This is a genomic window from Thioalkalivibrio sp. AKL12 (assembly GCF_000377925.1).
Classification (GTDB): Bacteria; Pseudomonadota; Gammaproteobacteria; order Ectothiorhodospirales; family Ectothiorhodospiraceae; genus Thioalkalivibrio; species Thioalkalivibrio versutus.
In genome coordinates, this window is record NZ_KB898892.1 from 1 (window position 1) to 12708 (window position 12708).

10 protein-coding genes and 1 pseudogene are annotated in these 12708 nt (G+C 67.4%); all 11 read right to left on the minus strand.

Annotation, left to right across the window (positions count from 1 at the left end; translation table 11 throughout):
• Positions 1 to 1014 (minus strand): IS3 family transposase gene (locus D579_RS14555; protein WP_155985596.1). Its coding sequence is split into 2 segments (ribosomal slippage), with 1015 coding nucleotides annotated over them: positions 1 to 762 and positions 762 to 1014; the frame shifts between segments, so codons are not numbered across the junction. This gene is flagged as partial in the annotation.
• A gap of 76 nt (positions 1015 to 1090) precedes the next feature.
• Complete coding sequence (gene modB, locus D579_RS0103695; protein ID WP_018951149.1) at positions 1091 to 1783, minus strand: molybdate ABC transporter permease subunit; 693 nt, start codon at positions 1781 to 1783, stop codon at positions 1091 to 1093.
• Positions 1784 to 1789: 6 nt separating this feature from the next.
• Positions 1790 to 2590 (minus strand): molybdate ABC transporter substrate-binding protein, encoded by an 801-nt coding sequence (gene modA / locus D579_RS0103700; protein WP_018951150.1) that lies wholly within the window; start codon positions 2588 to 2590, stop codon positions 1790 to 1792.
• A gap of 193 nt (positions 2591 to 2783) precedes the next feature.
• Positions 2784 to 3170 carry a winged helix-turn-helix domain-containing protein gene (locus D579_RS0103705; RefSeq protein ID WP_018948718.1) on the minus strand — a complete coding sequence of 129 codons (387 nt, stop codon included), beginning with the start codon at positions 3168 to 3170 and terminating at the stop codon, positions 2784 to 2786.
• 308 nt (positions 3171 to 3478) lie between these two features.
• Positions 3479 to 5437 carry an acetate--CoA ligase gene (gene acs / locus D579_RS0103710; RefSeq protein WP_018951151.1) on the minus strand — a complete coding sequence of 653 codons (1959 nt, stop codon included), beginning with the start codon at positions 5435 to 5437 and terminating at the stop codon, positions 3479 to 3481.
• A gap of 109 nt (positions 5438 to 5546) precedes the next feature.
• Entirely contained in the window at positions 5547 to 6158 is a 612-nt protein-coding gene (locus tag D579_RS0103715) for a 3'-5' exonuclease (protein ID WP_018938430.1), read from the minus strand.
• A 125-nt stretch (positions 6159 to 6283) separates the two neighbouring features.
• Positions 6284 to 8110, minus strand: a complete 1827-nt coding sequence (locus tag D579_RS0103720) for a putative nucleotidyltransferase substrate binding domain-containing protein (RefSeq protein WP_018951152.1) — start codon at positions 8108 to 8110, stop codon at positions 6284 to 6286.
• A 195-nt stretch (positions 8111 to 8305) separates the two neighbouring features.
• Positions 8306 to 10075: a sodium:solute symporter family protein gene (locus tag D579_RS0103725; RefSeq protein WP_018169356.1), complete on the minus strand. Its 1770-nt coding sequence runs from the start codon at positions 10073 to 10075 to the stop codon at positions 8306 to 8308.
• A 7-nt stretch (positions 10076 to 10082) separates the two neighbouring features.
• Complete coding sequence (locus D579_RS0103730; protein WP_018146154.1) at positions 10083 to 10346, minus strand: DUF4212 domain-containing protein; 264 nt, start codon at positions 10344 to 10346, stop codon at positions 10083 to 10085.
• A 43-nt stretch (positions 10347 to 10389) separates the two neighbouring features.
• Complete coding sequence (locus D579_RS0103735) at positions 10390 to 12264, minus strand: DUF294 nucleotidyltransferase-like domain-containing protein (RefSeq protein WP_018951153.1); 1875 nt, start codon at positions 12262 to 12264, stop codon at positions 10390 to 10392.
• A 225-nt stretch (positions 12265 to 12489) separates the two neighbouring features.
• Positions 12490 to 12653 (minus strand): annotated as a pseudogene (locus tag D579_RS14560) (DUF1328 domain-containing protein).
• Between the last annotated feature and the right edge of the window lie 55 nt (positions 12654 to 12708).

The window sequence follows — 12708 nt, forward strand, 5'->3', positions numbered from 1 at the left end:
TGTAGTCCTGCAGCCACTGCTCGGTGTGTTCCCGGACTTCGGTCAGCGTTCGGAAGACGTAGAGGTCCAGGACCCCGCGGCGGTAGCTGCCGTTGAACCGTTCGATGAAGCCGTTCTGCATCGGTTTGCCCGGCTGGATGAAGCTCAGTTCCACGCCGCGCTGGTCGGCCCAGTCGGCGATCGCGGCCGAGACGAACTCGGGGCCATTATCGAGCCGGAGCTGCTGCGGATAGCCCCGCCAGGCGGCAATACGCTCCAGCACCCGGATCACACGGGGTGCGGGCAGATTCAGATCGATCTCCACGGCCAGCGCTTCCCGGTTGAAGTCATCCACGACGTTGAAGGTGCGGAAGCGCCGTCCGTCCCATAGCGCATCCGACATGAAGTCCGCTGACCAGCCCACGTTCGGGGCTTCGGTCGACGCCAGGGGCCGTGGCTCCCGTGGTGGCAAACGGCGCTTGCCCTTGCGCCGCAGGTTCAGCTTCAGGGCGCAGTACACGCGCCAGACCCGCTTGTGGTTCCAGGGCATGCCCCGACGCCGGATTAGCTTGAACAGCTTGCCAAAGCCCCGCTCCGGATAGCGCTCCACCAACTCCTGCAGTAGCGCGATCACCGCATCGTCCCGGTCCGGTTGCTTGCGGTATCGCACCACCGACCGCGCAACCCCTGCCGCCTGACAGGCCCGGCGCTGACTCAGCCCGTGGTCCTGCGTCAACGCAGTGACCACACGGCGCTTATCGTCCGGGCTCAGAGCTTTTTTGTGATCACGTCCTTCAGGGCCGTGTTCTCCAGGGCCAGCTCGGCATACATCCGTTTGAGCCGGTTGTTCTCGTCCTCCAGCTCCTTCAGCCGTCGGACGTCCGCAGCCTCCATGCCACCGTACTTCGACTTCCACTGGTAGTAGGTCGCCTCAGAGACCCCGATCTCCCGACAGACGTCCTTCACCTTCCGGCCGCCTTCGACCTGCTTCAGCGTCTGAACAATCTGACTCTCCGTAAACCGACTCTTGCGCATCTCGGCCTCCTTTGGCTCTAGTGTGCCCGGAGACCTCCAGTTTTCAATGGACCGAATTTACGGGAAGGCGACAGGTTCACAGGCGCACCGTGTCGAAGCGGCGGTTGATGGCGTAGACCACGAACAGCACCACGAAGGCGAAGATGAGCAGCCCGAGCGACAGGCGATGCGCGGAGGCGAAGTCCATCGCCTCGGCGTGGTCGTAGATCAGGATGGACAGCACCTGGGTCTCGCCGGGGATGGCGCCGCCGAGCATCAGGATCACGCCGAATTCGCCGAGGGTGTGGGCGAAGGCGAGCGTGGCGGCGACGATGAAGCCGCCACGCGACATCGGCAGGATCACGGTAAAGAAGCGGTCCATGCGCCCGGCGCCCAGCGAGCCGGCGATCTCGGTCGGCCGGCGGCCGAGGTTGGCGAAGGCCTGCTGCAGGGGCTGCACGGCGAAGGGCAGGGAGTAGATCACCGAGGCGATCAGGATGCCCTGGAAGGTGAACGCCAGGTGGTTCAGGCCCAGGTTCTCCAGCGTGCTGCCGACCGGGCCGGCCGGGCCCAGCAGGACCAGCAGATAGAAGCCGAGCACGGTGGGCGGCAGGACCAGCGGCAGGGCGACCAGTGCCTGGACCGTGGTGCGCAGGCCGCCGGGGGCGCGGCCGTTGGCCAGCCACCAGGCGATGGGGGTGGCGATCACCAGCAGGATCAGCGTGGTGTAGATCGCCAGCTTGAGGGTGACCTCGATCGCCATCCAGTCCGTGGGGCTCAGCTCGAACATGGCCGGTTACGGGGTTGCCGTGGCCGTGTCGGCGGGTTCGTCTTCGGGGAGTGCTTCGCCGGGCATCACGAAGCCGTAGCGGCGCATGATGTCGCGTGCGGTATCGCCGTTCATGTACTCCGAGAAGCGGTGCGCCGTGTCGTTGTGTTCACCGCGCCGGGTGATGATGAAGCCCTGGGTGAGGGGTTCGTGCAGGGCGTCGTCGATTAGGTGGTAGTTGTGCTGGGCCAGGTCCGGGAACTCGGCCAGTGAAAGCGCGATGATGCCGATCTTCGCGCCACCCGCCTGGATCATGCGCGCGGTCTGGGCGATGTTGTCACCGTTGACGATCTTCGGTTGCAGGTCGTCCCAGATGCCGACGGACTTGAGCGCCTCCATCGCGCGCACGCCGTAGGGGGCGTGGGTTGGGGAGGCGATGGCGACGCGGCGGATGTCGTCGCGTAGCAGGTCTTCCAGTGTCATTTCCGAGGCATCCATGCGGTTGCTCCACAGCACGATGCGGCCGATGGCGTAGACCTCCGGCTCGGTCACCGCGTGGCCCTCGGCGCGCAGCTTCTGTGGGTAGGCGATATCGGCGGAGAAGAAGACGTCGTAGGGGGCGCCGTTCATGATCTGCGTGGTCATGCGGCCGGAGGAGCCGTAGGTGACGCGTACCGCGTCGTCCGGGTATGCCTCGCGGTAGGTATCCAGGATCTCGTCCAGGGCGAAGCGCAGGTCGGAGGCGGCGGCGATGGTCAGCGGGCCGTTGGCGGTGGCCAGGCCGGGTAGTAGGAGGAGCAGGGTCAGGAGCAGGGCGCGCAGGTGCATGGTGTGGGTCTTCCCTGTGGCTGGGTCTTGTTGGGCTCGGGTGGTTCCGTTGGGATACTGCTTCGTCGCGCTGCTCCTCGCAGTGACGAGGTTCTTGTCTGGGTGGATATGCGTTTCGTTATATTTCAGTTTGCATATCGGTAGGCGCAATGATGCGGGGCCGGGGGAGACCCAGTCAAGACTGGGGTCGGGTTTACGGCTTGGGGTCGTCGGCGAGGAACTCGGCGAAGGCGTGCAGCTCGTCGCGCAGGGCCTCGCAGGCCTGGCGTTCCATGTCGCGGTAGCGTGCCAGTACGGTCTCGCCGAAGGCGGTGACCTGGGCCCCGCCGCCGCCGGAGCCGCCCTTGGCGGTGGCCACCATGGGCTCGCGGAAGCTCTGGTTCATGGTCTCGACGAGGTCCCAGGCGCGGCGGTACGACATGCCGACGCTGCGCGCGGCCGCGGAGATCGAGCCCTTGTCGCGGATGGCCTCCAGCAGCATGGCCTTGCCCGGGCCCATGGCCGTGACCTCGCCCAGCAGCACGCGCAGGCGCGGGGCCTGGGGGTGGTCCTTTGGAGTGCCGGAGTGGTGGGTGCTCATGCGTTGTGGGGCCTGGGGTTTGCCGGTGATGGTGCCGGGGAGGGGTTGTGAGTGCGAATGATAACCCCCGCCCCGTCATTGCGAGGAGCACAGCGACGAAGCACAAAAGCAGCGAAGCTGCGTTGAACGGCCAAAGGCCGGCCCGAAGGGCGAGCGCAGCGAGTAATCTCCTGATGCTGGCACTGCGCGAGTGGTCAGATTCCGGTGGTTACGGACGGAGATTGCCGCGTCGCCTTCGGCTCCTCGCAATGACGCGGAGAGGAGCGGAGGGACGGAAGAGGCCGGGGCGCGGGGCCCCGGCCCGGGGCTCAGGCCTTGCCCTGGAGCTGCGGGATGACGGCCTCGTTCTCCAGCGTGGAGGTGTCGGAGGTGATCTCCTCGCCCTTGGCGATGGAGCGCAGCAGGCGGCGCATGATCTTGCCGGAGCGGGTCTTGGGCAGGCCGTCGGCAAAGCGGATGTCGTCCGGCTTGGCGATCGGGCCGATCTGGTCGGCGACCCAGTTGCGCAGTTCCTTGACCATCTCCTCGGCCTCGTCGCCGGTCAGGCGATCGCCCTGCAGGATCACGAAGGCGACGATGGCCTCGCCCTTCACGTCATGCGGGCGGCCGACCACGGCGGCCTCGGCGACCGCCTTGTGCGCGACCAGAGCGGATTCGACCTCCATGGTGCCCATGCGGTGGCCGGAGACGTTCAGCACGTCATCGATGCGCCCCATGATCCAGAAGTTGCCCTCGGAGTCGCGGCGCGCGGAGTCGCCGGCCAGGTAGTACTTGCCGCCGAACTTGGGCCAGTAGGTGTCCTTGTAGCGCTGGTCGTCGCCCCAGACGGTGCGCAGCATGTGCGGCCAGGGCTTCTTGATGACCAGGTAGCCGCCCTCGTCGGCGCCCAGGCTCTTGCCGTCCTCGTCCACCACGTCGGCCGCAATGCCGGGAAGGGCCTGGGTGCAGGAGCCGGGGACCAGCGTGGTCGCGCCCGGGATCGGGGCGATCATGTTGGCGCCGGTCTCCGTCTGCCACCAGGTATCGACGATCGGGCAGCGTTCTTCGCCGACGGTGGTGTAGTACCACATCCAGGCCTCGGGGTTGATCGGTTCGCCGACCGTGCCCAGAAGGCGCAGCTTGGACAGGTCGTACTGCTTGGGCAGGTCCGGTCCGGCCTTCATCAGCGCGCGGATAGCGGTGGGGGCGGTGTAGAACACGGTCACGCCGTGGTCCTGGCACATCTTCCACCAGCGCCCGGCGTCGGGCACGGTCGGGGTACCCTCGTAGACCACCTGGGTGGCACCCACGGCCAGCGGGCCGTAGGCGACATAGGTGTGGCCGGTGATCCAGCCGACATCCGCGGTGCACCAGTAGACGTCGTTGCCCTGCAGGTCGAACACCCACTCGTTAGTGACGATCGCGCCCAGCAGGTAGCCGGCACTGGAATGCTGGATGCCCTTGGGCTTGCCGGTGGAGCCGGAGGTGTAGAGCAGAAACAGCGGGTGTTCGGCCTCCACCCATTCCGGCTCGCAGTCGACGGATTCGCCGTCCACGGCGTCTTCCCACCAGACGTCGCGGTCGGTGTGCATGGTGACGTCGTTGCCGGCGCGCTTGCAGACGACCACTTTCTCGACGTCGCCCGGGTTGGAGTCCAGCGCCTTGTCGACGTTGGCCTTGAGCCCCACGACCTTGCCGCCGCGCTCGCCGCCGTCGGCGGTGATCACGACCTTGGAGCCGGAGTCCACCACGCGGTCCCGCAGGGCGTCCGCGGAGAAGCCGCCGAACACCACCGAGTGGATCGCGCCGATGCGGGCACAGGCCTGCATGGCGATCACGGCCTCGGCGTTCATCGGCATGTAGATGATGACGCGGTCACCCTTCACCACGCCCATGCCCTTGAGGGCGTTGGCGAGCTTGCCGACCTCGTTGTAGAGGTCACGGTAGGTGAGGTGGCGGGTGTCGCCGTTCTCCGCCTCGAAGACGATCGCGGTCTTGTTGCCGCGGACTTCCAGGTGGCGGTCGATGCAGTTGTAGGAGACGTTCATGCGCCCGTCGGCGAACCACTGGTAATGCGGCGCCTTGGACTCGTCGAGACCCTGGGTGAACTCGGTCTTCCAGTCGATCTTCTCGCGCGCGAGATCGCACCAGAAGCCCTCGTAGTCGGCCTCGGCCTTCTGGTGCAGGGCCTCGAGATCGGCCGGCTTCAGGCGGGCGTTTTCGGTGAACTCCGCCGGCGGCGCAAAGTGGCGCGTCTCGGTGAGGGTGGACTCGATGTTGTCACTCATCAGGGCCTCCAGATCGGTTTTTGGTATGGGGTATGGGGTATGGGAGTGGCCAACCGCCAGCCCCTTTGGTGGGTGCGAGGATAGCATGCGAACCGGGCGCTGGCCGCGCTTACCAGAGCCACGCGGGGCGGAACAGCACGCGCCCCAGTGGCAGTTTTCCGTCCGGCGATTGCCGGCTCAGCAGCGCGGCGAACAGTTCGCCCGCGGCGATGGCGTCGAACAACGCGTCGTGCGCGCGATAGGCCGGCAGGTTGTAGCGCGCGCGCAGGGTATGCAGGCGCAGCCCGTGGGCCGGGATCGGCTGGCCGGCGCGGCGCAGGGCCGTCTCCGCCAGGCGCAGCGTGTCCACGATGGCCAGCGGGGCGCGCACGCCGTACAGGCGCTGGCAGGCCTGCTCGAGGAAGCCGATCTCCAGGGCCGCGTGGTGCGCCACCATGACGCGCCCGGCGAGCGCGTGGAACAGGGCGTTCAGGGCCTCGTCCAGCGGTACCCCGCCGGCGGCGCGCTGATCGGTGATGCGGTGGATGACGGCGCTGGCCTCCGGCACGGGCCCTTCGGCGCGCACCAGGCGCTGGTCCGCGGTGGCGAGGTCGATGCGCGGGCCCTCCATCGCCACCCAGCCCATGCTCAGGATGCGGTCGTGTTCCGGGTCCAGGCCGGTGGTTTCCAGATCCACTGCGAGAAAGCGGCTGGCGGCCACCGGCTGGCCGGCGGGCGGCATGGGGGCCTCGAGGAGCTCGCGCAGCGGGCCCGGCGGGGCGCGGCGCGCAGCCCGACGCCGGGCGCGGCAGAAGCGCCAGTGGCCAGGCGGGCGGAGCCATGCGGCAGCGTGCAGAGGGCAGACCATCAGAGGGCCGTCTTGCGGGCGTCGTTCACCAGGCGGAAGGCGGTCTTCAGGTGACTGCGCTCCAGGGTGGACAGTCCGGCCGGGTCCAGCGCGTTGTCCGGGGGCTGGCCGTTGCGGATCTGGCGAGCCTGATGGCGGGCGCGCAGGTTAGCGATGTACAGCCAGGCATCGGCCAGGTTGTCGGCCGTGCTCTCGTTGATAACCCCCGCCCGGGCCGCGGCGCTCAGGCGTTCCACCGTGCTGCGTGCCGCGCTGCCGGCGTGCAGGGCAAAGACCCGTGCCATGGCGACGATCGGCAGCAGCCCACGCATCTTCAGGTCGAGGGTGTCGGCGTGTGCGCCGCTGTCCTCCAGCACGAACTGGCGGAAGAAGCCGAGCGGCGGGGGCAGGTTGCGCGCCTGGTCGGCCAGGGTGCTCAGCAGGGCTTCGTGGCGCGCACCAACCTCCAATGCCTGTTGGCGTAATGGTTCGAACAGTTCGGCCGCACCGTGGATCACGCGCATGTCGAGATAGTGGGTGGCCAGCATCGCATCGCGTGGGGCCGGGTGGTGCAGCACGCGTTCCATCTCGCGCGCCCAGGCAGCCGCGGGTCGGCGCCAGTCGGGATGGGTGGGATCGACATCGCCGGGGCAGGCGCGGATGCCGCAGGCGTCGAGGCCGGCGGTTACCCCGCGGGCAAGCTCCGCGAACCAGACGTCGACGTCCGGCGAGGCGTCATCGGCAATGATGAGAGCGGTGTCCTGGTCAGTGAACACGGTCTGCTCGTGGCGGCCCTGGCTGCCGCTCGCAAGCCAGGCAAAGGCGCAGGGGGCCGGGCCGCGGTCGCGTTCGTCCAGCTCGATCAGGCGCTGGGTGAGTGTGTCGATCACCGTGGTAACAGTCTGGGTGAGTTGGGCGGCGTCGGCGCCGGCCTCCACCAGTCGCACCTGCAACTGGGGCAGGGCCTGCATTACGCCCTGCAGGCCGGCAAGGTCGTCGGCACGGCGCAGGTCGCGCACCAGGTAGATGGCGCTGGTGCCCTGGTGGCGGATCAGGTCGGTGCTGGAGAGGATGCCGGCCAGGGTCCCGTCGGCCTCGTGGACGACTGGGAGGTGGTGGATGTCGTGGCGCGCCATGCGCAGCAGGGCCTCGAAGGCGGGGGTGCCGCGCTCAACCGTGGTCAGCGGGCTGGCCATGGATTCGGCAACGGGCTGGCCGGGGTCCACGCCGTTGGCGACCGCACGGCGCAGGTCGGTGTCGGTGAGGATGCCGCAGGGTTCGCCCGGGCGCTCGGGCGTGTGCAGCAGCAGCGCGGAAATGTCGCCGCGGTCCATCAGGCGCGCGGCCTCGCGCAGGCTGAGCGTGCTGACCGCCAGTATCGGGTCGCAGGTCATCAGGGCGCGCACTGGCGTGGTTAGCAGGCTGCGGTCCCCGTGCCCGCCCTGTGTTGTGCGGTCGGTGGCCAGTGGGCGCGGGGCGTCGGCGTCGAGGAACTGGGCGATGGTGTCGTCGCGCGCGGCCAGCTCAAGGGCGCGATCCAGCGGCAGGTGGTAGACCAGGGCGTCCTCGGTGACCGGGCCCAGCGGGCGCGCCGGGGTGTTGGGGATGTGCACCAGATCGCCCTCGCCCAGGCGGTCGTGCAGGGTGTCCTGCGCGTCGCGGATCTCCAGCGTGCCGGTGCGCACGATCCACAGGCCGGGTTCGGCGTCCGGGGGAAAGCTGGTGCCCTCACGCAGGTAGCGCAGAGTGAGCTGGCGCAGAAAGGCATCCCGGCTGGCCTTTGGCAGGGGGGCCAGATCGGGGCAGTGGTCGAGAAACTCGCGGATCTCTTCGAGTTCGCCGTTCATGCGTGGGTCCGTGTGGGGTGGGGCAACCGGCAATCGCCCGGGGTGGGGTCGATTGCCGCTTGGCCCACAAACACTGTGCCAGATAAAAGGGGCCGACCCGGTGCACCCGAGCCGACCCCGTCTTTTCTCCTGTCGAATGACCATCCAGTCATGGTGGCAGGGGTCCCGCCATGTTGGTCATGGCGGGACCGTCCATCAGCCTTCGGTACGCGGTACGCGCACGCTTTCCACCAGATCCTGGATGTCCTTCGGCGGCTCCTTGGTCAGCTTCATCACGATGTAGGCGGTGACGAAGTTGAAGACCGCGCCGATGGCGCCGAAGCCGGTCGGGTTCACGCCCAGCAGCCAGCCGTCCGGGTTGTCCGGGAGCATGGCGGTGCCGGAGAAGAAGAACCAGCCCTTGTACGTGAAGATGTACAGAAGGGTGGTCAGCAGCCCCACCAGCATGCCGGCGATCGCGCCTTCCTTGTTCATCTTCTTCATGAAGATGCCCATCATCAGGGTCGGGAACAGCGAGGCCGCGGCGAGACCGAAGGCCAGTGCCACCACCTCGGCCGCGAAGCCGGGTGGATTCAGCCCCAGATAACCGGCGAACAGGATGGCGACACCCATGGCGATACGTCCGGCCATGAGCTCTCTCTTCTCGCTGATCCTTGGCATGAACACGCCCTTCAGCAAGTCATGCGAGATGGCCGACGCAATGGCCAGCAGCAGTCCCGCTGCGGTCGACAGTGCGGCGGCGATACCGCCCGCTGCGACCAGTGCGATGACCCAGCCCGGAAGCCCGGCGATCTCGGGGTTGGCCAGCACCATGATGTCGCGGTCGAGGGTGACGATCTCGGAACCTTCCCAGCCGTATTCCTCTTCGGCGAAAGCCGCGAACTCTTCGTTGCCGTCGTTGTAGTACTGGATCACGCCGTCGTCGTTCTTGTCCTCGAAGGCGAGCAGGCCGGTCTGTTCCCAGCGCTCCATCCACGCCGGCCGGTCCGCATGGGCCAGATGCCCCTCTTCGGTGCCGATCTCGCCCGGGTGGACGGTGTTCACCAGGTTCCAGATGGCCATCGCGCCGACTGCCGGGGCAGTGGTGTAGAGGATGCCGATGAACACCAGCGCCCAGCCGGCGGACTTGCGGGCATCACGCACGCGCGGAACGGTGAAGAAGCGGATGATCACGTGCGGCAGGCCCGCGGTACCGATCATCAGCGCCAGCGTCAGCAGGAACATGTTGAGCATGCTCATGCCGCCCACTTCGGTGTAGGCGTGGAAGCCCAGATCGACCATGGTCTGGTCCAGCGCCTCCAGCAGGTAGGTATCCGTCCCCTGCAGGGTGGAGCCCAGTCCCAGCTGCGGGACCGGATTGCCGGTCAGGGTGATGGCAATGAAGATCGCCGGCACCGTGTAGGCAAAGATCATGATCACGTACTGCGCGATCTGGGTGTAGGTGATGCCTTTCATCCCGCCGAGCACGGCGTAGATGAACACCACGGTCATGCCGGCGATCAGGCCGGTGGCCAGTGGTACTTCCAGGATGTTGGAGAAGGCGATCCCGACTCCGCGCATCTGCCCGATCACGTAGGTCACGGACATCACGATCAGGGAGATCACCGCGATAATGCGTGCGGTCTTCGAGTAGAAGCGGTCACCGATGAATTCCGGCACCGTGAATTTCCCGAACTTGCGCAGGTACGGGGCCAGCAGCAGTGCCATCAGCACGTAGCCGCCGGTCCAGCCCATCAGGTACGCACCCCCGGTGAAGCCGAGGAACGCGATCAGGCCGGCCATGGAGATGAACGACGCGGCGGACATCCAGTCCGCGGCCGTGGCCATGCCGTTGGCGATCGGGTTAATGCCGCGCCCGGCGACGTAGAACTCGCTGGTCGAACCGGCGCGCGCCCAGATGGCGATGCCGATGTACAGGGCGAAGGTCGCCCCGACCACGAGCAGGCTTAGAGTCTGTTGATCCATGACAGGCTTACTCCTCGTGGACGTTGAACTTGCGATCCAGGACGTTCATGCGCCAGGCATAAACGAAGATCAGGATGATGAAGGTGTAGATCGAGCCCTGTTGCGCGAACCAGAAGCCCAGCGGATAGCCCCCCAGCTGGAACGCGTTCAGCGGCTGGGAGACCAGAATGCCCAGCACGAACGACACCAGGAACCAGATGGCCAGGCAGATACCCAGCAGACGCAGATGCGCCCGCCAGTAGGCCTGCCGGCTCAGGTCTTCTTGTGACATGACGATGCTCCTCTCGTAAGGTTTTGTTGTTTGCCGTGTTCCATCACAGCTGGTATTGCACCTCAAGCTGTCCCTGCAGCTTGCGGGCCTGCCGGAAACTCTCCTTGAGCACCCGTCCCTCCAGGGCACCCAGCTCTTCCGGCCGGATTCGGTTGTCGTCGTCGCGTCCCTCGCGCAGCGCCTTTTGCTGGGCGCGCAGGCGCAGCATCTGCAGGTAGCGCAGTGCGGCGTGGTAGTCCTGGGCATCGGCGGCGCGCATTACGTCGGCCGCAACGGCCTGGTCCAGACGTTCGTGGGTGCGTGTGGCCGGCAACTCGGCCGCCAGCGCGATCACCCGTGCGCCGTCGACGAAGGGCGTGAGCCCCTGTTTCTTGATATCGATCCCGTTGGACCCGCTCTTGATCTCGCCGAACAGACCCAGCGGTGGGCGGAACATCTGCTGGTTGGCGGCCATCTGGCGGCGGAAGCGGCTGTTGAAGGCGGTCTTCTGCAGCAGGCGGGTGCGCAGCGCCTCGACGGGTCCGGCATCGCCGTCCACCGCGCGCAGATCGAAGAAGATGCTGCTCTTGAGCAGGTGCTCCGGCGTGCCCTGCTCGATCCAGCGGGTGAAACGCTGATCCCACTCCGGGCCGCTCAGGCAGCACTCCGGGTTGCCGGCCATGATGTTGCCGGGGCACAGCATGAACCCGCACTCGGCCAGCGCCTGGTTCACGTCCTTCGCGTACGGCAGCAGGCGCTCGCGGATCGCGTCCGCGTCGCTGGCCTCGGCGTCGAACAGGATGCCGTTGTCCTGGTCCGTGACCAGGGCCTGCTCCTCGCGCGCCTGGGAGCCGAACGCCAGCCAAGTGAAGTCGATGCCCTCGATGGCCTCGTGCTGCGGCCGCAACAGGGCCAGCACCCGGCGGGTGGCGTGTTCGTTGAGACGCGTGATCAGGCGCAGGACCTGATCGGCTTCTGCTCCCTGGCCGGCCACGGCCTCGATCAGGCGTGGCACCTGGCGCAGGCGCTCGGCGACGGCGGTGACAGAGTCGGCGCGGCGGATCGCGCGCACCAGACCGTCCAGGGTCAGCGGCTGACTGGTCAGCAGGTCGCGCTCGCCCAGCACGCCGACCAGGCGGCCGTCGCGCACCACACACAGGTGGGTCATCCCGTGCTCGGTCATCGCCTCGATACCCTCGAAGCCCGGGGTGCTTTCCTCCAGCGCCACCGGGTCGGGGGTCATCACGGCCGCGACCGGGGTGTCGAGGTCGACATCCGCAAGCGCCACGCGCGAGAGCAGGTCATGCAGGGTGAAGATGCCCACCGGCCGCTGGTTGTCGTCGACCGCGACGATGGAGCCGACCCGCTCGTCGCGCATGGTGGTCAGGACCTCGCGCAGCCGGGTGTCCGGGCGGCAGGTAACCGGGCTGCGCGCCAGGCGCAAGACCAGCGGCGTATTGAGTTGTCCGGCGCCACCGTCGCGGGCGGACAGGGTGTCCAGGCCCTGCTGCAGGCGGTCCAGCAGGTTGGCCAGGCGGCGCGTGCAGAAGTCGTTAAAGACCCGCGAACGGGCGCGCAGGCGGTCGAAGTCCTCCAGACTCAGTTCCAGGCAGACGGTGTCCTCCGCCGCGCGATGCACGGTATGTACCGCGCGGCGGCCGAGGAGGGCGCCGATCGGGAAGCATTCGCCGGGGATCAGCTCCCAGGCCTTGCCGGAGAGCTGTTCGTCCTCGCTCGGGGTCTCGCCGCGGATGCGGCCCTGGCGGATGATGTGGAAACGCTGGGCCGGACCGGCCTCGGGGTCGGTGATGCGCGCGCCACGCGCGTAGAAGCGGCTCTCCAGGCGGGGCAGCAGGAACTCCAGCGCATCCGTCTCGAGCTGGTCGAACGGGGCGTGGGCGCCGAGGAACTCCCGGGTGCTGTCGAGCGCGTCGGACATGGCGGTAGCGGCATCCCCAAAGTGATGGTGTTCACGTCTCGGGGGGCTACTGCAAGTTGCACGCCAATTCTTTGGCCCCCGCGAATCAGCAGGTTGTGGCCAAGCGGTCTGTTCCGTGCGTTACGTTGCGTAACGTGCGTGTTTCTTCTCGTTACACCGGCCCGCGGCGTAACGGGGGCGAATGCCGACCTGTTCGCATTCGCCCCGGTCGTCAGCAAGCCTTCGTTACACCGGGGGGCGCCTGCCGGTGACGAAGAACACCACCGCCAGGATCAGGCCCACGACAAACAGGATCCAGGCGATTTGCGTGGGGCCCCGGCAATCCCGCTCAGCCCCAGCGCGCCCGCGACGATCGCAACGATCAGGAATAGCAATGCCCATCCCAGCATGATGTCACTCCTTGCAAATCTATTGAATGATCAAGTGTAGGCCGGATTTCGTGTT